The organism is Oscillochloris sp. ZM17-4 (assembly GCF_019599295.1).
GTDB lineage: Bacteria > Chloroflexota > Chloroflexia > Chloroflexales > Chloroflexaceae > Oscillochloris.
In genome coordinates, this window is the sequence record NZ_JAIEWN010000003.1 from 32,582 (window position 1) to 55,396 (window position 22,815).

A 22,815-nucleotide genomic window follows, 5' to 3' on the forward strand; every position below is an offset into this window, starting at 1 on the left:
CGCCCCCAGGCTGAACACCACAAAGGCCAGGTCGCTGGTGGCGTAGATCGTCAGCCGGAAGAACAGGTAGTTCGTCAGCACGAAGACGGCCGCCGTCAGGCCCACCCGCCGGTCCCAGATCCGCGCGCCGGCCCGGTAGATCAGCCAGATCAGCAGGGCGTTGAAGATCAGGTTCGGGATCTTCGCCGCCCAGGCCGTCGCCCCGAACAGCAGGAAGAAGGGAGCGATCCAGAGCGGCTGGAGCAGCGGCCAGGTCTCCTGCGGCCGCGTCAGCCCGTCGTAGAGCCGGTAGAACTGGGTGACATAGTCGACCACCCAGCCCCGCCCGGCCGCGATGTTGCGCGCCACCACGGCGTTGTCCGCGTAGTCGGCGTGGCCCACAAAGGGCAGCTGGGCGATGATCGCCGCCTCGTAGCCGAGCCAGATCGCGCCGAAGATCGCCAGCAGGATGGCCGCCCCCCGCCGCGAGCCGACCGCGCCGACCACCCGGTCGGCCAGGCGCGGCAGCCCCTCGCGCCCGAGCACCAGCCCCAGCGTGAGCAGGCCCGCGCCAAACAGGCTGTAGAGCAGCGAGTCGGGGAAGATCGCCCAGAACAGCGGCCCGCCCCGGCTGCCCAGCCACCCCAGCGGCTGGGCCAGGCTGTAGGTGAACCATGCCAGCGCGGCCGTCACCAGGCCATAGCCCAGGCCGCGCCCCACCGCGTAGCGTCGCACCATCGCCCGCGCCAGGTCCAGCAGCTCGCCGCGCCACGCCAGCAGCAGCAGCCCCACCTGCGCCGTCAGGGCCACCAGCAGCGCCGCGCCCATCCAGACCCGCAGGCTGGACAGGCCGATCCCCGCCGCCCCCACGCCCACGATCGTCAGGGCGTACACCGGCGTGGCCGCTGCCAGCAGTCGCGAGAGCAGCAGGTAGAGCAGCAGCGCGTTCGCGCAGAGCAGCAGCACCGCCCGCCAGGCTGGCGGGTAGACGGCCAGCAGGTCGACGCGCGCCGGTGCGACGCTGACCTCCGCGAGGCGCAGCCCCTTTGGCCGCGGGTCGCTGCCAAAGCTGGCGGTGTCGGTGAAGGTCGCCGAGCTGCGCAGGTCGATCACGAGATCTCCGCCATCTTGGGCGGCGGCCGGGATGTGAAACACCTGCGTTCGCCAGCCCGCCTCCGGCGTGAGCTGGCCGATCTGCACGCCGTTGGCGAAGACGGCGACGGCGGGCTGTCGCACCGCCGCGCCAATCACATCCGCCGGCCAGCCCTGGGTCGTCAGCGCGAGGGTGAGCGCCGCGCCCGACCCGACATTCGGCAGCGTGATCCTGGCGTGCTCGCGCGTCCAGCGGCTGCGCCCCGTCGGCGAGTCCGGCGTCAGGTCATCGGCGTAGAAGTCCCCGCGGATGATCGGCTCGGCGCCCAGGCCCGGGTCCGCCCCGAGGAAGAGCCGGTCGCCCAGCCAGCCCACCCGCACCCCGCCGGTCGGCGGCGTCTGGTAGGCCATCACGCCGACGGCGCACGCCAGCGCCAGCACAAAGAGGAGTGGCCGCAGCGCCGCGACGCCGTCGCGCCATGCGCGCGCCCGGGCGTCAGCCTCGCGCTGCCCAATATTTGGCTTGAGGTCGGCCAATCCCATACACACCATCTCTGACGCGCTATTCTGCGCGCACACCGGCACATTATACCGCCAAACCCCCAACCCCCAACCCCCAACCCCCGATTTGCGCGCCGCGCCCCTCGCTGCTATGATGCTGCGGATCACCGCACCTGTACCCTGTGCCCTGTACTCTGTACCCTATCTATGATCTGGACTATCTCCGACCTCCATCTCTCCTTCGCGCAGCCCAAGCCGATGGACATCTTCGGGCCTCACTGGAGGGAACACCCGGAGCGCATCGCCAGGAGTTGGCGCGAGCGCGTGGCCCCCGACGACTGGGTGCTGATCGCCGGCGATGTCTCCTGGGCCATGAAGCTCAAGGACGCCCTGGTCGACCTGCGCTGGATCGACGGGCTCCCCGGGCGCAAGGTGATCATTCGCGGCAACCACGACTACTGGTGCTCGCGGCGGGTCAACCCCATCCGCCCCCAGCTTCCCCCCTCGATCAGCCTGCTCAGCGCCGACGCGATGCTCATCGGCGAGGCGGTGGTCTGCGGCACCCGCGGCTGGACGACGCCCGACACCCCCGGCTACGCCCCGGCCACCGACGAGCAGATCTACCTGCGCGAGCTCGGCATGCTCGACCGGTCCCTGGAGCACGCCGCGCGGCTCGCCGCCGGCCGCCTGCCGATCATCGTGATGCTCCACTACCCGCCCTTCATCAACCGCCAGCCCAGTGAGTTCGCCCGCCGCATCGCCGCCGCCGGCGCGCGGGCCTGTATCTACGGGCACCTCCACCGCCGCCAGGATCACGACCACGCCGTGAACGAGACGGTCGATGGCGTCTCCTACCAGCTCACCGCCTGCGACTACCTTGGCTTCGGGCCGGTCGGTGTGCGCGGCCTCTGACGCACACTTGTGCGTAAATTCCTTGCGAAAACCGCCCCGATAGGGTATAATATAAAGAGCATTTAACGCTTTACGAAGCGTAATACGAGGGCGACGTAGGGACGGAGTAGGGACGGAGCGCGCTCCGTCCCTACGTTACGCCCTCATCGATGATTCCAGGAGAGTGGTATGGAAATTGGGATTGTCAGGCCGGTCAACATCACCAGCGAGATGCGCACGGCCTACCTGAGCTACGCGATGAGCGTGATCGTCTCGCGCGCCCTCCCCGACGCGCGAGACGGGCTCAAGCCAGTGCAGCGGCGCATCCTCTACGGCATGTGGGACATGGGCTTCCGCGCCAACACGGCCTATAAGAAGAGCGCCCGCATCGTCGGCGACGTGCTCGGCAAGATGCACCCCCACGGCGACTCATCCGTCTACGATGCGCTGGCCCGCCTCGCCCAGCCGTGGAACATGCGCTACCCGCTGATCGACGGCCAGGGCAACTTCGGCAGCGTCGATGGCGACCCGCCGGCCGCCATGCGCTACACCGAGGCCCGGCTCTCGACGATCGCCGAGGAGCTGCTCTTCGACATCGACAAGAACACGGTCGACTTCCGCGATAACTTCGACGGGTCCTACCGCGAGCCGACGGTGCTGCCGGGCATGCTGCCCAACCTGCTGCTCAACGGCGCCGCCGGCATCGCCGTCGGCATGGCCACCAACATCCCGCCCCACAACCTCGTCGAGCTCTGCGACGGGATCATCTACCTGATCGACAACCCCGAGGCCACGGTCGAGGAGCTGATCAAGATCATCCCCGGCCCCGACTTCCCCACCGCCGGGAATATCCTCGGCGCCGACGGCATCATGGCCGCCTACAGCACCGGCCGCGGCCAGATCACCCTGCGCGCCAAGGCCCACATCGAGGAGGCCAACCGCGGCGCCTTCAACATCGTCGTCACCGAGCTGCCCTACCAGGTCAACAAGGCCCGCCTCCAGGAGCGCATGGCCGAGCTGGCCAAGGACCGCAAGATCGAGGGCATCCGCGACGTGCGCGACGAGTCGGACCGCTCCGGGATGCGCCTGGTCATCCTGCTCAAGCAGGACGCCCAGCCCAAGAAGGTGCTCAACGCCCTCTACAAGCACACCCAGATGCAGACGACCTTCGGCATCAATATGCTGGCCCTGGTCGAGGAGGGGCGCCAGCCCAAGGTGCTCACCCTCAAGCGCATGCTCCAGGAGCACGTCGCCCACCGCCAGAATGTCATCCGCCGGCGCACCGAGTTCGACCTGGACAAGGCCCGCGCCCGCGCCCACATCCTCGAGGGCCTCAAGATCGCCCTCGACAACATCGACGCGATCATCCGCACCATCCGCGAGTCGCGCACCGTCGAGAGCGCCCGCAACAACCTCATCCGCAACTTTGGCCTCAGCGAGATCCAGTCCCAGGCCATCCTCGACATGCAGCTGCGCCGCCTGGCCGCCCTCGAGCGCAAGAAGATCGACGACGAGTACGCCGAGGTGATCAAGCTGATCGCCGAGCTTGAGGACATCCTCGCCAACCCGCGACGCGTCCTGCATATCATCCAGAGCGACCTGCGCCGGATCAAGGAGAAGTACGGCGATGAGCGGCGCACCCGCATCGCCCCCGACGCCACCGGCGAGGTCAGCGACGAGGACCTCATCCCCGACATCCGCGTCCTGATCACCCTCACCGACCGCGGCTACATCAAGCGCCAGGCCGCCGATGTCTACCGCACCCAGCGCCGCGGCGGGCGCGGCATCAAGGGCATGATCACCCGCGAGCAGGACCTCGTGCGCCACCTGCTCACCTGCGGCTCGCTTGAGAACCTGCTCTTCTTCACCGACAAGGGCAAGGTCTACCAGCTCAAGGCCCACGAGGTGCCCGATAGCTCGCGCACCGCCAAGGGCCTGCCCCTGGTCAACCTGATCTCCCTGGAGCCGGGTGAGCAGGTCACCTCCATGCTCGCCGTCCCCGACTACGACGGCGAGTACCTGGTGATGGCCACCCAGCGCGGCAAGATCAAGCGCACCAAGCTTGAGGAGTACAGCCAAGTGCGCTCCAACGGCCTGATCGCCATCGGCCTGGAGGAAGGCGATGTCCTCGGCTGGGTCAACGTCAGCAACGGCGATGAGGACGTCCTGATGACCACCGTGAACGGCCAGACGATCCGCTTTAAGCAGGGCGACGTCCGCCCCATGGGCCGCCCCGCCACCGGTGTGAACGGGGTCAACCTCAGCGACGGCGACCGGGTCATCGGCATGCACCTCGCCACCCCCGGCGACGACCTGCTGGTGATCACGGCGCGCGGCTTCGGCAAGCGCACCAAGCTCGATGAGTACCCGACCAAGGGCCGCGCCACCGGCGGCGTGATCACGATCAAGCTGCGCCCGGAGGACTCGGTGGCCGGCACCGCCGTGGTCAACGATCGCTCCCTGCTCACCTTCGTGACCCTGGCCGGCGTGGTGATGCGCACCTCGGTCGATGAGATCTCGCAGCTCGGCCGGCTCACTCAGGGCGTCACTATCGTCAACCCCAGCGGGAAGGACCGGGTGGTGGCCCTGTCCGTCGAGGAGCCCGAGGATGACAGCGGCGAGTCGCCGACGATCATCAGCCCGAACGGGTGATCACGATGGTGAGGGCGTGGGAGAGCAAAGCTCTCCCACACCCTCACCGTGCGCAGTGTTGTTGCTGGCAACAGAAGGACGCGAAATGCGAGCGAGCTCAGCTCGCTCGCATTTCGCGTCCTTCGTGATCAGTCCCGCACGTCCCCGATCGGCACAGGCTGCTGCCCCTTGATCAGCGGCACGAGGGCCTGGCGTAGCGCCTTCGCGCTCAGCTTGAGCTGGTCGCCCTCCCTGCGGATCAGCTCCACGAAGCGGTCGACCAGCGCCGGGTCCCAGTGCGTGCCCCGGCCATCGAGCAGGATGCCCAGTGCCCGCTCCGTCTCCATCGCCGGGCGGTAGGCCCGGTCGGCCGTCATCGCCTCGAACGCGTCGGCGATCGCCAGGATGCGCGCCTCAAGCGGGATCTCCTGGTCCTTCAGGCCGCGCGGGTACCCCTTTCCATCCACCCGCTCGTGGTGCCCCTCGATGATCGGCAGGGTCGCCCGCAGCCCCTGCACCCGCTCGATGATCTTCACCCCGATCGCCGGGTGCCGCTTCATCACCGCGAACTCCTCGTCGGAGAGGGCGCCGGGCTTCAGCAGCACATAGTCGCGGATGCCGATCTTGCCCACGTCGTGCAGCAGCCCGGCGTAGTCCATCAGCTCGATGCGCTCCTGCGGCAGGCCCACCTCCTGAGCCAGGCGCACGGCGTAGCGCGTCACCTGGCGCGAGTGGCCGTAGGTGTAGGCGTCTCTGGCCTCGATCGCCTCCGTCAGCGCCTCGATTGTCTGGCGGTTCTGGTCCTTGAGCGCCTGGTGGAGCCGCGCGTTATCGAGCGACGCGGCGACCTGTGTGGCGAAGATGCCCAGCAGACGTCGCTCGCCGGCGTCAAAGGGCGGCTGCTCGGCGCGGCGGGCCATGTGCAGGTAGCCGATCGACGTGTCGTGGCTGCGCAGCAGCGCCCCGGCGAACAGGCTCTCCTCAGCTGTGCCGGGGCCGCCGACCAGGCGCATGTGGGCCGCGAGCAGCTGCTGGTCGTCGCAGTCGGCGGCCAGCGCCGCCGCGCCCGGCTCGCTCCAGCCCGCCGCCGTGCGCGCCGCGAGCAGCTGCAGCGTCTCGTCCTCCGGTCGGTGCATCGACAGCGCCAGCGACTCGGGGGCGAAGCGCTGCCAGAGGAACTCGACGATCTGCTCCACCTGCGTCTCGATGTCCAGCGAGGTGGCGATCGCCTGGCTGAACTGGTACATAAACACCAGGTCAGAAAGGCGCTCCTTCTCCTGCCGCACCCGGCGCAGCTCCAGGCAGGTCCGCACCATCCGCTCCAGATGCTCGGCCTCCATCGGCTTGGCCAGGTAGTCGAGGGCGCCGAGCTTGAGCGCCTGGCGGGCGGTGTCCACCGTGGCGAACGCCGTGAGCATCACCACGTCGATGTCGGGGTGGCTCTGGCGGATGTGGTGCAGCAGCTGCATCCCGTCCATCATCGGCATCTGCATGTCCGTCAGCACGAGGTCGAAGGGCTGCTGCTGGAGCATCTCGACCGCCACCGCGCCGTTCTCCGCCGTGGAGACATCGTAGGTGAGCCGCAGGAGCCGCTGGCAGAAGGTGCGGATGTAGGTGTCGTCCTCGACGACGAGGATACGAGCGCGCTGCGGTGTCGATGCGCCAATCAGCAGGTCGGCCATGCCATCCCTCCCTACGCTAGTGTGGGCCGCCTTAACTTTCTCTTGATAATTGTAACAGCATAATCTGTCATGCCGACTACAGTGCGTCGCATGATGCTTGCATTTTGTTCATCGTGGTGCGCGGCGGTGCGGTGGGGGCGGGGATTCTGGCGGAGACACAGACACATACCGGCGTTAGGGGGGGCCGGCGGGGAGCGGGTGTCAGACTGATGAGGGGCGGGACGACGATCAGCCGTTTGATCTGCGTGTGAAGAATGTCTCGACGCGTCGCTCAAGCTCCTCAAAGTCGAAGGGCTTGGTAAGGTACTCATTGACTCCCGCGCGGTAGGCGAGCTTCTCAGTGTCGGGCGTGCCGAACGCCGTCACCATGATCACATAGACGTCCGCGTTCTTCTGTCGCAGCGTACGCACCAGGTCGATGCCGCCCATGCGCGGCATATTCATATCTGTGATGATCACATCGCAGGGCTGCGTATCGAGCCGCTCAAGGGCCGAGAGCCCATCCTCGGCCTCGAAGACGGTATAGCCGCTGCTCGTCAGCAGAAAACGATAGAGACGGCGGGTTGCCGGATCATCTTCGACGATCATCACCGTGGATGACACGTTTGCCTCGCTTCGCTACAATAGAAAGACGCATTCCACCTAGACGAACGAACATTAGTCACGATATCGCGTAGCCCCGTCGGCTGGTTGGCTAGCCGAGGCTGGCAAGATTCTCTTGCAATAGCTGTGCCGACTGCTGGAACCCGGCGATCTCATCCGGGGACAGGGGCAGGTCGAGCACCTCCTCGATCCCACTCCTCCCGATGATCGTGGGCAGGCTGATCGCGATATTGCTCACCCCATACTGGCCGATCATCGGGCTGCTCACGGTGAGCACCGTGTGCTGGTTGCGCAGGACGGCATCGGCGATCGCCAGCAGCCCGAGGCCGATCGCATAGTAGGTGGCGCGCTTGCGCTTGATGATCTCATAGGCGGCCCCGCGCGTCTGCTCGAAGATCCCGTCGAGCGTCTGCTGGTCGTAGCCTTGCCCATTGGCACCCACGAAATCTGCCAGGCGCACCCCGGCGATATTCGCCAGGCTCCACACCGCGAGCTCGCTATCTCCGTGCTCACCGATAATATAGGCATGGACGCTGCGCGCGTCAACACCGTAGTGCTCGCCGAGCATGTAGCGGAAGCGGGCGGTGTCGAGGATCGTCCCCGAGCCGATCACGCGCTGGCTGGTTTGCCCGGCGATCTCGGCGCTGATATAGGTGAGGATGTCCACCGGGTTGGTGGCGATCACGATCACACTGTCATCGCTGGCGGCCAGCACCTTCGGGATGATCTCGCGGAAGATCGCCGCGTTCTTCGCCAGCAGGTCGAGCCGCGTCTCGCCGGGCCGCTGGTTGGCCCCGGCGGCGACCACCACTAGGTCGGCCCCTGTCAGGTCGGCGTAGTCTCCGGCGCGGATGCGCATCGGGCGGACGAAGGGGATGCCGTGGTTGAGGTCCATCGCCTCGCCCTCGGCGCGTGCCTGGTCGGCGTCGACGAGGATGAGCTCATTGGCCAGGCTGCGCTGTGTCAGGGCGTAGGCGAACGATGTTCCCACCATCCCCGTTCCCACAAGCCCAACCTTCCCGCTGCGCTTCCCTAACGTCATGCACATACCTCGCCGATGATGACCTATCGCCGCCCTCTTATGATACCACACCCTGAGCCGTGTTTACAGGTGCTATTCCGGCGGCGGCAGGGCATGTGCAACGTCGCGGGCGGCGCCCCGTTGGCGCGACTTCCCGTCGCCAGCCGGGGGGCAGGGGCTTTGCACATGCCCTGTCGGCGGCGGCGTTACCGCAGAACAGCACGATACGCGCCATCGGCGCGTATCGTGCTGCTCAGTGCCTCAGTGCCTCAGTGCTCTAGCGGTACTCGGCCAGGTCGCGCTCATCGATCGTCGGCATAAAGCGTGACATCTCGACCATCTTGAAGATCTTCTGGTGGTGCGGGCTCACGTTCATCGCGAAGAGCTGGTAGCCGGATTTGCGCGCCGAGACTACAAATTTTAGCAGGGCGGAGATCCCGCCCGAGTTGATAAACGAGACCTCATTGAAATCAAGCACGGTGATCGGGCGCATCTGCTCGTTCTCGGCGGCGATCGCCGCCGCCGAGATCGCATCAACGCTGGTGCTGGTGATATGCAGGATGGCGACCTCGCCGAACTCCTCGCGCCTGATGATATCGCTCATGGCTGCTCTTCTCTCCGGTAGAGCCGTAGGGTGAGCATGGTGCCCTTCTGCGAGGAGCTCACCTCATAGTCATCTACAAGCTCGCTGATCAGGTACATGCCGAACCCACGCAGCTGACCCGACTCAAGACTCTGCTCATCGACCACGTGACGTGCGATATCGTGATGCTCCATCCCGCTGCCCTGGTCGCTGATCCGAACCTCCAGCTTCTCGCCGTCGATCTCGAAGACCACCGCCACCAGCTTCGTCACCTCGCCCCGGTTGCCGTGGTCGATCGCGTTATTGACCGCCTCGCTAATCGCCAGCTTCAGATCCTCCACGCGCTCGTCGGAGAACCCGAAGGCTGCCCCCACCTCGGCGGCGCTCGCGCGGACGACGCGCTCGAAGATCGGGTGTGAGGGGATGCTAAGCTCTACACGCTGCATGCGGCACCATCGAGTGATAGCGCGCCGTTGGCTGCGCGTTACCACTAGCATAACAAACGAGCTGAACCAGCGAAATCACCGGCCAGTCGTGGCCGCCGTGGGCAGTGTGCGCCGACGCGTGCTGGCGAGGCTGGCCATTGTGTCGCTCTGGCGTGCGAGGTGGTCGTAGCGCCGCAGATAGGCCTTGCCCAGCGAGGTGTTGCCGATCTGCAGGTAGCAGGCGCCCAGGTAGTAGAGCGCCTGGGCGTGGCGCGGGTTGCGGCGCAGCACCTTCTCGAAGAGCGGGATCGAGCGGCCCGGCTCGCTCAGCTCCTTGTAGCAGAGGCCGAGCATAAAGTTCGTCTCTACATCGTCGGGCCAGTGCTCCATCACGTGGGCGAACTCATTGGCGGCCAGGTCGAAGCGGCTTCGCCGCACATACATGTAGCCCAGGTCGTAGCGTAGCGAGTGGGCGTTGGGGGCCAGCTCCACCGCCTTGCGCCAGGCGGCCAGCGCCCAGCCCTCGCGGCCAAGCACATTGTAGATGAATCCGAGCAGATAGTTGGCCTGTGGGTCGTTGGGCAGCAGCTGCACCGCCCGCTCGAAGGCGCGGGCGGCTGCCGGGTTCAGCCCCATATCGTAGAGCAGCTTGCCCATGTTCAGGAAGAGTGATCCGTTCCCAGGGTTCAGCTTGGCACATGCGAAGAGCAAGTCGTATGCCTGCTTGGGCTGCTTCAGCAGGCGCAGCACCGCGCTCATGCGTAGGCGTACATTGACATAATGTTTATCCTGTGGCGGCACCTGGCCATACTCATCCAGCGACTCATCCCAGCGGCGCTGACGGGCCAGCAGATTGCCCAGCAGGTAGCGGGCGTGGTACTCCTGGGGCCGCCACTGGAGCAGGGCGCGGTAGATTCGCTCGGCCTCCTCCTCGTAGCTCTGCGACTTCAGCGCCTGGCTCAGCCGGTAGTACCACTGCGACACCTCCTCCTCGGAGCGGCTCACCAGGGCGTCCTCGAAGATGCCGACATCGGGCGAGATGAAGGTCGGCTCGACGCGCAGCGCCTCGGCGAAGCACTTCTGGGCCAGCTCGTGGGCGCCGTGGCTCTGGTGCATCAGGCCCATATAGTAGCGCGGCTCGGCGGCCTGGGGCCGGGCGTTGCATGCGCTGCTGTAGTGGATATAGGCCCGTCCGGCGTCGTCGATCTTCTGGTAGCAGCGCCCCAGGGCGAAGTGGGCCTCGTAGAGGTTCGGGTTGTGCTCCAGCGTCTCGCGGAAGGCGGAGACCGCCCGGTCAACCTGGCCGCGGGCGGCGAAGGCCACGCCGAGGTTGTAGTGCGCCTCGGCCAGCTGGTGGTCGGTCTGCACCGCCTCAAGGTACTCACGTAGCGAGCCCTCCCAGTCATCCTGGAAGGCCAGGGCGTTGCCAATATACAGGTAGATGATCGCGCGCTCGCGCTCGAAGATCTGGGCCTGCTCCTCGCCGTCCACATAGGCGGCGATCAGGGCGGCCTTAAAATGCTCGATCGCCTCGGCGTAGGCGGCCCGCAGGTATGATCGCATGCCCTGGCTAAACGCCGCACCCAGGCGCGTGCCGGTCATAAACCGCTCGCTGCCGGCGAAGGTGTCGAGATCTAAGGGCATAAAGTGCAGCTGGTCGTTCGCAGCCATAGGTATCTCCGCATCACCTGTTAATGGCCCGGGCGCAGCCGGGTTTCATACTATAGCACGCTGATCTGCACATGTGTATAACGGTCCTGTCACGCGCGGTAGTCTTCCAGCGTCAGGCGCAGCTGCTGGTTGAGCTCGCGGGCGAGCCCTCGCCCCAGGCGTGACTGCGCTCGCTTCATGATCTCAGGGAGGGCGGCGATCCAGATCTCGGCGTTGGCCTCGGCCAGCGGCGCCAGCTCCTCGTCCCAGAACGGGGCCGCTGGCTCCGCGCCGAGGATATCTTCGACGATGCTGCGCAGCTCTGCGCCCAGGTCGGTCAGGCGACGCCGGAGCACCACCATGGTCACGTCGTCGCTCTGGAGCGTGTCGCCGGCCCAGGTTCGTAGCTCGTGTAGCATGAGCGCCACCATGGCTCGCGGCTTGAGCTGACGGTTCGCCGCGATCAGCGCCTCCAGACGCTCATAGGTGAAGATCTCGCCGGCCGGGTTCTCGGCCTCAAGCACGCCGTCGGTATAGAGCACCACACTGTCGCCCGGCCCAAGCTGCGCCCGCGCCTCGCGGTAGTCGCTGTCGGCGTCCACACCCAGGGGCAGCCCCGAGAGCTCAATCTCGCTTACTGTGCAGTTGACGATCAGCGGGAAGGTGTGGCCGGCGTTAGCCAGATGCAGCTCACCGCGCGCGGTGTCGAGCCGGGCGTAGAGCATCGTCACCATGCCCTGCGGGATCTCGCTCAGAATCCCGCGATTCACGGCGGCTAGTGTGCTCGCCGGTGCCTCGTCGCGGCGGGCCTCGTGCCGGAAGACGGTGCGCGCCACCGCCATGCGTAGGGCCGCCGGCAGCCCCTTACCGCTCACATCCCCGATCATAATGCCCTGGATGCCGCCGCCAAGGCTCAGGAAATCGTACAGGTCGCCTCCCAGGTCGCGCGCGGGCATAGAGATGGCGCTCAGCTCCCAGCCCGCCAGCCGTGGCGCTGCCTCTAGCAGCAGTCCCTGCTGGATGTCGCGGGCCAGCTGCAAGTCCTGCTGGAGCTCGTCGGCCCGGCGCTGCTGCTCGCTCGATAGTGCCGGGGCCGACGGCGGCGTGGCGGCGGGCTCGGGGCGCGCGCGCCGCCGCCCACCCAGCCGGGCCGGTGGCCGGTGGCCAAGGAACGAAACCCAGGATGTGTGTGTGTGGCGTTGGCCCATTGTCGTACTAACGAAGATAGTAAAAGGGGTTTTCACCCCTTTATGCTCGCCCGTTGCTCAGTGTGCTGAGATACCGTTGACAGGTCTCGGCCAGCCATCCGACGGCTACCCCATCGATCAAGTGATCTGGCGGCTGGCCAGCGAGCTTCTGGATCGTGTTCCAGTACTCGCGCCGGGCAGCCTCGGTGCGGCCAACCTGGCGGTAGCACTCGGCCAGGTGGAATGAGATCAGCGGTGCCGTTGTGTCCAGGTAGCGCGCTCGCTCAAGCTGGCGGATGGCCTCGGCGGGCTGGTCCTGCCGGGCGTAGATCATGCCGATCAATAGGTGCGCCTCCATCGTTAGCGGGTCGAGCTCAAGCGCCCGGCGCGCCTCCGCCGCCGCCAGGTCCAGGTCCCCACGGTTCGCGTGGGCGCGGGCGGCCAGGGCCAGGATCTGCGGCGCCTGATCGCCCCGCAGCGGCGTGGCGTAGAGCGCCTCGAGCGCCGCGTCGGCCTTGCCCTCGTCTATCAGCGCCCGGCCACGCTCGCTGGCTGTGCCCGCCCCTCCCGGATGGCGCGGCCCGATCTGCCTGGGCTGCTGCGCCGGGCGGCTCGTCGGGAGCGGCGGCAGCGGGGCCGTTGGCGGCAGCGCGGCGCGCTGCGATTCCTTATAGTAAACGTAGGTGCCGCTGACTTCTCGCCAGCGGAAGCGGCTAAAAATATTCCAGAGCGTCTCGGAGAAGCCGAGGAAGAGTCCGCCGCCCTCGGCGAGCGCCTCGTAGAAGCGGCCCATCAGCGCCCGGCAGGTCTCTACCTGAAAGTAGATCGTCACGTTCTGGCAGAAGATCAGGTGGACGCCGATGAACTCGGGCGGGATCGGCTCAAGCAGGTTGCGCCGCTCGAAGCGCACCATCCGGCGCAGCTGCGCGCCGACGGCCAGCCCATCGCCGCGGGGCGTGAAGAATCGGCGGCGCTGGGCCTCGCTCAGGTTGCCCAGGCTGCGGCCCCGGTAGACTCCGGCGCGCGCGCGCGACAGCGCATCTTCGCTCAGGTCGCTGCCGAGGATCTCGATGGGGCGGGCCGGCTGGTCGCCCAGGGCCTCGCAGGCGGCGATGGCGATTGAGTAGGCCTCCTCGCCGGTGGCGCAGCCGGCGCTCCAGATGCGGATGGGCGCGCCGGGCGGCAGCCGGCGGTGCAGGTCGGGCAAGATCGCGTCGCGCAGGGCGGCCATGTGCGGCCGGTTGCGGAAGAAGACCGTCTCGTGGTTGAGCAGCAGCTCGGCCAGGGAGTGCAGCTCCGGGCCGGCGCCGGTGCCGGCGAGCCCGTCGGCGTAGGCCTGGATCGGCTGGCCTAGCAGCCCAGCCCGCCGCCGCGCGGCGCCCCGCAGGGTCGGGTGGCGCGAGTCGTCCAGGTAGACGCCGCAGTAGCCCGCCAGCAGGTCGCGTAGGGCGACAACCTGCGCTGGGCTGAGGTCTTCGGCTGTGGTGATCGGCTGGCTCATGTGATGCCTCTGCGCGGGGTGTCGACGCGGGCGATCAGCGCCTCAATGATCTTGTCGGGCGGGAGCACCACATGGGCCGCGCCGAGGTCGATCGCCGCCTTCGGCATGCCGAAGATCGTGCAGCTGGCCTCATCCTGCGCGATCGTGTAGCCGCCGGCGCGGCGGATCGAGCGCATGCCCAGCGCCCCGTCGCGGCCCATCCCGGTGAGCAGGACGCCGGTGGCCAGCGGCCCGTAGGCCTCGGCCACCGACTGCATGGTGATGTCGATCGCCGGGCGCTGGAGCAGCAGCGGCAGCGCGCTGAGCTTCACCCGGCCCTTGTCATCAAGCAGGAGGTCGACGCGGTCGGGCGCGACAATCACCTGCCCCGGCCTGATCGCCGCGCCCGCATCGGCCAGCATGATCGGCAGAGCCGAGCTGCCCGCCATCCACTCGACCATGCCGGCGCTGAAGCCCTGGGCGATGTGCTGCACCACCACCACCGCCGCGCCATAGCCGCGCGGCAGGCCGGCGAGGATCTGCCGCACCACGCCCGGGCCGCCGGTTGACGCGCCGATCACCACGACGGGGAATGGTGAATGCTGAATGGTGAATGGTGAATGATCCGTTGTTGACGTGCCTCCCAAGCTGGGGGAAGTGGCCGTGGCCTGTTTATTCGGCAATTCACCATTCACCATTGACAATTCAACATTCTGCTTGCGTCTCCCGCGCAGATGGGTGACAACCTTCACTCTGGCGAGGAGCTTGATCTTGCGGACGAGGGCGATCCGGGCGCGCTCCAGGGCTGCGCCATCGCTCAGCTGCGGCTTCTCCATCACATCGAGGGCGCCCGCGCCGAGCATCTGGAAGGTGATGTCGATATCGTAGCGTGAGAGCGATGCGGTGAGCACCAGGATCGGCGTGGGCTGGTAGGCCATGATCTGGCGCGTGGTCTCCACGCCGTCCATCACCGGCATACGCACATCGAGGGTGATCAGGTCTGGCCGCAGCTCGGCGGCGCGGGCGATGGCCTCGCGGCCATCGGCGGCCTCGCCGACGACGGTCAGATCGGGGTCGCGATCAAGCATAGCACGGATCATCCGCCGCATCAGTGCAGAGTCGTCGACGATCAGGATGCGCAGCGGTTGGCTCATACGCGTCACATCTCAAGGATCATCTTCACGCGGTTCGGCAGGTTCAGCAGGTCGATGTCCTTGTTCAGGTAGTCGTCCACCCCGGCCTCGAAGGCGGCGTGCTTGTCGTCGCTTGAGGTGAGCATAATGATCCGCAGATCATCGAGCATGGGGTCGTCGCGTAGCCGGCGGCAGACCTCGTAGCCGTCGATGCCGGGCATCTGCACATCGAGCACCATGAGATCCGGCACCTCGCTAGCGATCGCGGCCAGGGCGTCCTCTCCGCTGTGGGCCAGGCGCACCTGGAATCCGAACATCTCCAGGCGGAGCTTGACAATATCGGTTACGAGCTTGCTATCGTCGACGACGAGAATTTTTCCTGGCATAGCATCCTCAGATGGTGCCCGGCGGGCGGCCGGGGCGCGGGCTGATATGGATGGCAATCGACTGCGGCCTACGGGGTGGCTAGGGGGATGGGCCAAGGAGCTGCTGGATCACTTCGAGCAGGCTGCCCTGGTCGAACTGGCTTTTGACGATGTACGCCTGTGCGCCTGCCTCCAGTCCACGGCGGCGGTGATCCTCGGAGGACAGGCTGGTGATCAGCACGACGGGGAGTTCGTGCAGTGCGAGCTCGCTGCGGATGCGTGCGGTGAGCTGGAAGCCATCGACATGTGGCATCTCGACATCGCTTACGACAAGATCGTAGGCTTGCGCGCGCAGTTTGTCAAGGGCGTCGGCTCCATCCACGGCTGCTGCCACCTCGTAGCCGGCCGACTGGAGGATGCTGCGGATGAGCTCGCGCGTGGTGAAGCTGTCGTCGCAGACGAGCAGGCGCGGCCGGCGGCGCGGGGCCGGCGCGGCGATGGCCGGCGCCTGGCGCGCGCCGCCGGCCATCTGGATGAGGGCGAGGGGGTTGATCAGCAGCACCAGGCTGCCGTCGCCGAGCTGGATCGCCCCGCTGTAGCTGCGCTGCCGGGCCAGGATCGGCCCGAGGGGCTTGACCACCGCCTCGCGCTCGTCGAGCAGCGCGTCGACCAGCAGCGCGACCATGCGCTGGGGGCTGCCCACCAGCAGGGCCGGCTCCCGCTCGCCGCGCCGGCGGCTCTGGTCGGCCGCCACCCCCAGCAGATCGGCCATCGGCCTCACCACGATGTCTCGTCCGTCGTGGCTCACCGTTGGCTGGCCCTCGATGCTGCGCAGCGTGTCGTGGTGTACCCATATCGTCCCCTGGCAGCCGCTGGCCGGCAGCGCGAAGCTGGCCTGCCCCAGCCGCACCAGCAGCACCCGCGTCGTCACCAGAGTCAGCGGCAGGGTGAGCACGATCTGGGTGCCGTGGCCCGGCTGCGACTCGACGAGCACATGGCCGCTCAGCTCGTTGATGTTCGCGCGCACCACATCCAGGCCGACCCCGCGCCCCGAGATGTCGGTGACCATCGGGGCGGTGGAGAAGCCCGGCAGAAAGATCAGGTCGAGGGTCTCGCTATCCGGCAGGCGGGCGGCATCTTCGGCGCGCAGCAGGCCCATGCGCGCGGCGCGGTCGCGCAGCTTCGCTGGGTCGATCCCGCGCCCGTCGTCGCGGATCGTCACCCGCACCTCGCCGCCGATCGCCTCGGCGCTCACCTCGATGCTCCCGAGCTCCGGCTTGCCGGCTGCCGCGCGCTCGGCCGCCGGCTCGATGCCGTGGTCCACCGCGTTGCGCACCAGGTGCAGCAGCGGGTCCTGGAGCAGCTCAAGCACCTTGCGGTCGAGCTCGACCGTCTCGCCGCGCAGCTCGATCCGGACCGACTTGCCGGTGGCCTCGGCGATATCGCGCACGGCCCGTGGGAGCCCGGCGTAGATCGTGCTGATCGGGATGAGCCGGGCGGCCATCACCTCCTGCTCCAGGTCGCGCACGAGCAGGTCGCTCTGGCCGAGGTGGCGGCCGAAGCGCTCGGCCTGGCGCTGTGTGGCGCCCTGGATCTGCCCGGCGACGCTGAGGACGGCGGCGATCCGCTGGTCGATGGCGTGGCGCTGGACGGCCGAGAAGCGCAGGCGGTCGAGCTCCTCCTCAAGCTCCTGGATCGCCCGCTCCTGCTGGCGGGCGAGCTGGCGCATGGCGGCGAGCTGATCGGCGTGGTTGGCGAGCACCTGCTGGCCGACCATAAGCTCGCCGGCGAGGTTGAGCATGCGGTCGAGCCGGTCGACCCGCACGCGCACCGTGCGCGTGCCACCGCCGCGCGGGCCTGCGGGGGCGGCCGGCGGCGGGGCGGCCGCATCCGGCGGGGCGGGCGGGGCGGCCGCATCCGGCGGGGCGGGCGGGGTGGTGGCGACGGCGGGGGGCGGCCCGCCGCCGAACAGGGCGATCGCCACGTCGACATCCACGGCGGCGGGGCGGCCATCCACGGCCGCTGCGCTCAGCTCAAGCAGGGCGTCGCCGCCGCGCAGCAGCCGCCCCGCCAGGTCGCGGTCGAGCGCGCGCCGGCCCTGGCGCAGCTCGCCGAGGACGCTCTCAAGCTCGTGGGCGAGGCGGCCCACCGCCTCGAAGCCCAGCATGCGCGCCGAGCCCTTGATCGTGTGGACCGCGCGGAAGACCCGGTCGATCTCGGCGCGGCGCGCCTGATCGTCGGCCAGCCCCTCGATCGCCAGCAGCCCATCGCTGAGCACGCGCACGTTCTCGGCGGTCTCCTCGCGAAACTGGTTGTAGAAGGCGGAGAGGTCCATGGTAAGGGCGCCCCTCGTGGGCGCCCACAAGGGGCGCCCTTACGAGCTACTCATCATTCACAACGATCCCGTGGAGCCGATCGGCGATGGCGGTGAGCGTGGCGGCGGACTCGGCCATCTGGCGGGCGCCGAGGGCCGACTGGCGGGCCACCTCGGCCACCTCGCGCATCGTCTCGACCACCTGCTCGCTGGCGCTCTGCTGCTGGGCGGTGGCCAGGCCAATCTCGGCGGCGGACTGGGCGGTGCGCTCGGCCACCATCACGATGTTGTCCATCACCTGGCCGGCGCGGTGGGCCAGCTCGACGCCGCGCTCGACCGCCTTGCTGCCCTCCTCGGCGGCCAGCACCGCCGAGCTGGTGGCCTGGCGGATCTCGGCGATCACGCCCTTGACCTCCTTGGCGGCGGCGAGGGTGCGGTTGGCCAAGCTCTTCACCTCGGCGGCCACCACCGCGAAGCGCCGGCCGTGCTCGCCCGCCCCGGCCGCCTCGATCGCCGCGTTGAGCGCCAGCAGGTGCGTCTCGTCGGAGATGTCGTCGATCAGGTCGATGATCTCGCCGATCTGCTGGGATCGCTCGCCCAGGCTGAGCACCCGCGTGCTCACATCCTGCACCCGCCCGCGGATGCGCTCCATCGCCTGGATGCTCTCGTCCACCGCGCCCTGCCCGCTGCTCAGGTTCTCCAGCGTCTGCTGGGCGGCCATGGCCACGTGCTCGCTGGCCTGGGCGATCTGCCGCGCCGTGCTGCCGAGCTCCTCGATCGTGGTGGACACCTGCGAGACGGCGCTGGCCTGCTCGGCGGCCCCGCTGGCCTGCTGCTGCGATGTCACCTGCATCTCGGCGGCGGCGGAGGCCAGCTCGCTGCCCAGCTCCACCTGCTGGATGCTCTTCTCCATCAGCTGCTCGGTCTTATTCATCAGCTCCTGGGCACGCTCCTGTGACTGCCCCGTGGCGCTGCTTAGGTCGCGCCCGCTCAGCCAGGCCAGCACCGCCAGCAGGGCCGTGGCGACGCTGAAGACGAGCAGGGTCATCAGGGCGCCGCCAGCGATCGGGGCGCGGTAGCCAAATGCCTGCTCGGCGGCGAGCAGGGCGGCCACGCAGAGCACCGACCCGACCGACACCAGGATGCTGTCGCGCCCCCGGCCGAGCAGCCCGGCGCTGACGATCGGGATGAAGAAGCTCAGCACGAGCGGGCCGTCCGGGCCGCCGATGAGGTAGGTGCCCAGGGCGCAGCCGAGCACCATGCCGTAGAACAGCAGCCGGCTGCCGAGGGTGATGCGCTGCTGCCTGATCAGCAGATAGGCCGCCCCGTAGGAGCCCAGGGCGCCGGCGGAGATCAGCGAGGTGATGCCGATGGCGCTGTCGCTGATCTGTGCGCTGACCCGCAGGGCGACCCCGGCGACCCAGAAGATCGCCACCACCGCCGCGCCGACGGCGATCAGCAGGCTCAATGTCTTGAGGTTGTCTTTGAGCAGGCTGGCCTGCTCGTCGTCGGACGTGCCCATCATGCGCCGCGCAATCTCTGCCATAGTATGCCTCTATCTCGATCTCTGTCGCGGTTCAGAACACCGCCTCTGTCAGCTGGGCGGGGCGCCGCTAGGCGGGGGGGTGGGGTGGCGAAGCCACCCCCAACAAAAGCAGGGTCTGGGGCGAAGCCCCATGCGCATCAACGTTAGGGCGGCAGCCCTAAAAAACCGACGTCGTTTTGGCCAACATGGCCAGCTTTGCTGGCCATGTTGGCCAAAACAACAAGAAATTCCGGGGGGGCCAGGGCTTACGTTGATGCGCATGGGGCGAAGCCCCAGGGCGTTGCAGAAGCTCTGCACCTTACACGGCGCCGATCGCCACATCGGTGGCGATCCGGCGCAGATCGAGCAGCAGCAGCGGCTCGCCCCGATAGACGACTGCGCCGAGGAACCAGGGCCAGGCCAGCCGGCGCGACAGCAGCGGTGAGAGGGGCTGAACGGCGAGCGGCCCCTCGCTATCCAGGCTGTCGATGTGGTCGATCAGCAGGGCGACGCTGCGCCTGCGGAGCGATACGGTGATCGCGTGCTGCCGTCGGGCGGCGGGCGGCGCGGCGTCGCCGAGCAGCCCCCCCAGATCGCGACAGATCAGCGGTCGGCCGCGCTGGTCGGTCGGGTCGCCATCTGGGTCCAGCATGCCGAGGTGATCGATCTGGGCCGGCGTGATCGCGTAGCGCCGCCGCCCCACATCCACGCCTAAGATCGTGCTGTCGCGGCTGGCACTCATGGCTGGCTACGCGCCTTCCTGGAGCACGGCGAAGAGAGTCGCCAGGTCGATCACCAGCAGCGGCTGCCCCTCGTGCTGCGCCACCGCGCGCAGCAGCCGCGCGCGCTGCTGGTCGAGCCCCGCCGGCGGCCTGGCGAGTTCCTCGCTGGCCAGATGACAGATGTCTAGGGCGGCGTCGACCAGCAGGGCGATATCGGCGAGCTCCTGGTGTACAATGATAAAGCGCGATGATCGATCAGGCTCGGCGACGGATAGGCCGAGCAGCTGTCGCAGATCCACTGCGGGGAGCACGACGCCGCGCTGGCTGATGATGCCCGGCAACAGCGGCGGCACCCCTGGGACTGGCGTCGGCGCGCGCCAGCGCGCCACCTCGCGGATCGCTGCGCTGGGCAGCGCGTAGCGCTCGGGGCCTACCCGCACGATCAGATAATCTTCGCTTGGCTGCTCGCTGGCGTTCATCGGTGACCAGGGTTAGGGTTAGGGTACAGGGTACAGGGTACAGGGTACAGGGTACAGGGTACGGGCAGAGCGCATCAGGCACAGCAGCGCATACGACTCAGTGGCTCAGTCTTTAGAATCGAAGCATACACTGAAAGCCACGTCAGGGTCAAGCCGAGCGGTGGTACATCAGTCGTTATTCGCACCGTACCCTTGGCTACTACATGGGGGCGAAAACTAACACATGTCGTAACGCCGCCTGGCTTGGGAGAGACTACCTATTTGTCCAGCTTTACAAATACGGTGCGTCAACGTAGAATCATCTGCTGTTGTCATGAGAGCAGGCCGGTTTGGCGTCCGACGATCGCTGGCCGAAGGTCGGCCAGCAGTCGGCGCGCGAGTGAGAGTCAACTGAAAGGCTAGAGCGCTGTGAGTAAGAAGATCCGTGTGGCGATTATCGGTGTGGGGAACTGCGCCTCGTCCCTTGTCCAGGGCGTGCAGTACTACAAGAACGCGAGCGAGACCGACGATGTGCCCGGGCTGATGCACGTGAACCTGGGCGGCTACCATATCCGCGATATTGAGTTCTCGGCGGCCTTCGACGTGGCCGACACCAAGGTCGATAAAGATCTCTCCGAGGCGATCTTCGCTCACCCGAATAACACCTACAAGTTCGCCGACGTGCCGCGCCTGGGCGTGCCGGTCTCGCGCGGCATGACCCACGACGGCATCGGCAAGTACCTGGGCGAGGTCATCCACAAGTCGCCCCGCTCCACCGATGATATCGTCGGCATCCTGCGCGAGACGAAGACCGACGTCGTCGTCTCCTACCTGCCGGTGGGCAGCGAGATGGCCACCAAGTGGTACGTTGAGCAGATCCTGGAGGCCGGCTGCGGCTTCATCAACTGTGTGCCGGTCTTCATCGCCAGCCAGGAGTACTGGCGCAAGCGCTTCGAGGAGAAGGGCCTGCCGATCATCGGCGACGATATCAAGAGCCAGGTGGGCGCCACGATCACCCACCGCGTGCTGACCACCCTGTTCAAGGAGCGCGGCGTGCGCCTGGACCGCACCTACCAGCTCAACTTCGGCGGCAACACCGACTTCCTGAACATGCTGGAGCGCGAGCGCCTGGAGAGCAAGAAGATCAGCAAGACCAACGCCGTCACCAGCCAGTTGCCCTACCAGATGCACCCCGACAACGTCCACGTCGGCCCGAGCGACTACGTGCCCTGGCTGGGCGACCGCAAGTGGGCCTACATCCGCATGGAGGGCACCACCTTCGGCGATGTGCCGCTGAACATCGAGCTGAAGCTGGAGGTCTGGGACTCGCCCAACTCGGCGGGCGTGGTGATCGACGCCGTGCGCTGCGCCAAGCTGGCCCTCGACCGGCGCATCTCCGGCGCGCTCTACGCCCCCAGCAGCTACTTCATGAAGACGCCGCCCAAGCAGTACACCGACTACGAGGCCCGCGACCTGACTGAGGAGTTTATCAGGGGCTAGGGAACAGGGAACAGGGAGCAGGGAACAGAGGGAACAGCGAGAACATGCTGCCTGTTCCCTGTTCCCTGTTCCCTGTTCCCTTTGTGCTACAATAGCGCCCACTATGAGTGAGCAGCAGAACAAGCCCCCGCTGCGGCTGATCGTCCAGATCCCGGCGCTGAACGAGAGCGAGACGATCGCGGCGGTGATCGCGGACATCCCGCGGCATATCCCAGGGGTCGGCAGCGTCGAGGTGCTGATCATCGACGACGGCTGCACCGACGACACGGTGGCGGTGGCCCTGCGCGCCGGCGCCGACCATGTGGTGCGCCACACCTCGAACAAGGGCCTCGCCACCGCCTACCAGACCGGCATCGACACGGCGCTGCGCCTGGGCGCCGATATTATTGTCAACACCGACGCCGACAACCAGTATCCCGGCAGCGAGATCGCGCGCCTCGCCGAGCCGATCGTTTCCGGGCGGGCCGATATTGTCGTCGGCGACCGTCAGGTGCAGACGATCGAGCACTTCTCGGCGCTGAAGCGGGGTCTCCAGTACCTCGGCAGCTCGGTGGTGCGCTGGGCCTCGGAGACGGATGTGCCCGACACGGTGAGCGGGTTCCGCGCGCTCTCGCGCGAGGCCGCCCTGCGCACCTTCGTCACCACCGACTTCTCCTACACCGTCGAGAACCTCATCCAGGCCGGCAAGCGCCGCCTGACGATCACGGCGGTGCCTATCCGCACCAACCTCGTCGACCGGCCCTCGCGGCTGCACCGCGGCAACTGGAACTTTATCAAGCGCCAGGCCGCGATCATCGCCCGCACCTACACGGCATACGAGCCGCTGAAGGTGTTCAGCTACATCTCCCTGGTCTTCTTCATCCCCGGCACGCTGCTGCTGCTGCGCGCGGCCTACGTCTACATCGGCCGCAACTTTGGCCTTGAGGCCGACAACCTGCAGTCGCTCCAGCTGGGCAGCCTGTTCATGATGATGGCCCTGATCACCTTTCTGATCGGCCTGCTGGCCGACCGGGTGGGCGGGGTGCGGCGGGTGCAGGAGGAGATCCTCTACCGGGTGCGGACCATGCAGGTGG

19 protein-coding genes are annotated in these 22,815 nt (G+C 67.5%); 4 read left to right on the plus strand and 15 right to left on the minus strand.

All coding sequences use genetic code 11. The features are described from left to right. Positions 1–1,614 (minus strand): glycosyltransferase family 39 protein (locus K2Z83_RS03515; protein ID WP_220593802.1); only part of this gene is annotated, 1,614 nt, incomplete at its 3' end. 165 nt (positions 1,615–1,779) lie between these two features. On the opposite strand from K2Z83_RS03515, the gene K2Z83_RS03520 reads away from it, so the two are divergent. After that, positions 1,780–2,484: a metallophosphoesterase gene (locus K2Z83_RS03520; protein ID WP_220593803.1), complete on the plus strand. Its 705-nt coding sequence runs from the start codon at positions 1,780–1,782 to the stop codon at positions 2,482–2,484. 168 nt (positions 2,485–2,652) lie between these two features. After that, on the plus strand, positions 2,653–5,115 hold the full coding sequence (gyrA, locus tag K2Z83_RS03525) for a DNA gyrase subunit A (protein WP_220593804.1): 2,463 nt from the start codon (positions 2,653–2,655) through the stop codon (positions 5,113–5,115). A gap of 128 nt (positions 5,116–5,243) precedes the next feature. Here gyrA and K2Z83_RS03530 read toward each other — a convergent pair whose 3' ends face one another. The 14 genes from K2Z83_RS03530 to K2Z83_RS03595 form a co-directional block, all read right to left on the minus strand. Further along, on the minus strand, positions 5,244–6,776 hold the full coding sequence (locus tag K2Z83_RS03530) for an HD domain-containing phosphohydrolase (protein ID WP_220593805.1): 1,533 nt from the start codon (positions 6,774–6,776) through the stop codon (positions 5,244–5,246). A 228-nt stretch (positions 6,777–7,004) separates the two neighbouring features. Beyond that, entirely contained in the window at positions 7,005–7,379 is a 375-nt protein-coding gene (locus K2Z83_RS03535) for a response regulator (RefSeq protein WP_370650039.1), read from the minus strand. 91 nt (positions 7,380–7,470) lie between these two features. Further along, entirely contained in the window at positions 7,471–8,427 is a 957-nt protein-coding gene (locus tag K2Z83_RS03540) for an L-lactate dehydrogenase (protein WP_370650040.1), read from the minus strand. 250 nt (positions 8,428–8,677) lie between these two features. Beyond that, complete coding sequence (locus K2Z83_RS03545) at positions 8,678–9,004, minus strand: STAS domain-containing protein (protein ID WP_220593807.1); 327 nt, start codon at positions 9,002–9,004, stop codon at positions 8,678–8,680. After that, complete coding sequence (locus tag K2Z83_RS03550) at positions 9,001–9,429, minus strand: ATP-binding protein (RefSeq protein ID WP_220593808.1); 429 nt, start codon at positions 9,427–9,429, stop codon at positions 9,001–9,003. The genes K2Z83_RS03545 and K2Z83_RS03550 overlap by 4 nt, the downstream gene beginning before the upstream one ends. A 75-nt stretch (positions 9,430–9,504) precedes the next feature. Next, positions 9,505–11,079, minus strand: coding sequence for a lipopolysaccharide assembly protein LapB (locus tag K2Z83_RS03555; protein ID WP_220593809.1), 1,575 nt, complete (start codon positions 11,077–11,079; stop codon positions 9,505–9,507). Positions 11,080–11,168: 89 nt separating this feature from the next. Further along, positions 11,169–12,302: a PP2C family protein-serine/threonine phosphatase gene (locus K2Z83_RS03560; protein WP_370650042.1), complete on the minus strand. Its 1,134-nt coding sequence runs from the start codon at positions 12,300–12,302 to the stop codon at positions 11,169–11,171. Between the two features lie 4 nt (positions 12,303–12,306). Further along, on the minus strand, positions 12,307–13,746 hold the full coding sequence (locus tag K2Z83_RS03565; protein WP_220593810.1) for a CheR family methyltransferase: 1,440 nt from the start codon (positions 13,744–13,746) through the stop codon (positions 12,307–12,309). After that, on the minus strand, positions 13,743–14,879 hold the full coding sequence (gene cheB, locus K2Z83_RS03570; protein WP_220593811.1) for a chemotaxis-specific protein-glutamate methyltransferase CheB: 1,137 nt from the start codon (positions 14,877–14,879) through the stop codon (positions 13,743–13,745). The genes K2Z83_RS03565 and cheB overlap by 4 nt, the downstream gene beginning before the upstream one ends. A 5-nt stretch (positions 14,880–14,884) precedes the next feature. Then, positions 14,885–15,244, minus strand: coding sequence for a PleD family two-component system response regulator (locus K2Z83_RS03575; RefSeq protein ID WP_220593812.1), 360 nt, complete (start codon positions 15,242–15,244; stop codon positions 14,885–14,887). 79 nt (positions 15,245–15,323) lie between these two features. Beyond that, entirely contained in the window at positions 15,324–17,558 is a 2,235-nt protein-coding gene (locus K2Z83_RS03580) for a hybrid sensor histidine kinase/response regulator (protein WP_220593813.1), read from the minus strand. Positions 17,559–17,604: 46 nt separating this feature from the next. Then, positions 17,605–19,083, minus strand: a complete 1,479-nt coding sequence (locus K2Z83_RS03585) for a methyl-accepting chemotaxis protein (RefSeq protein ID WP_255603244.1) — start codon at positions 19,081–19,083, stop codon at positions 17,605–17,607. A gap of 298 nt (positions 19,084–19,381) precedes the next feature. Further along, positions 19,382–19,804 carry a chemotaxis protein CheW gene (locus K2Z83_RS03590; protein WP_220593814.1) on the minus strand — a complete coding sequence of 141 codons (423 nt, stop codon included), beginning with the start codon at positions 19,802–19,804 and terminating at the stop codon, positions 19,382–19,384. A 6-nt stretch (positions 19,805–19,810) separates the two neighbouring features. Then, positions 19,811–20,263: a chemotaxis protein CheW gene (locus tag K2Z83_RS03595; protein WP_220593815.1), complete on the minus strand. Its 453-nt coding sequence runs from the start codon at positions 20,261–20,263 to the stop codon at positions 19,811–19,813. A 408-nt stretch (positions 20,264–20,671) separates the two neighbouring features. On the opposite strand from K2Z83_RS03595, the gene K2Z83_RS29765 reads away from it, so the two are divergent. After that, complete coding sequence (locus K2Z83_RS29765; protein ID WP_220593816.1) at positions 20,672–21,742, plus strand: inositol-3-phosphate synthase; 1,071 nt, start codon at positions 20,672–20,674, stop codon at positions 21,740–21,742. A 103-nt stretch (positions 21,743–21,845) separates the two neighbouring features. After that, on the plus strand, positions 21,846–22,815 hold a 970-nt coding region (locus K2Z83_RS03605), incomplete at its 3' end, for a glycosyltransferase family 2 protein (RefSeq protein ID WP_255603247.1).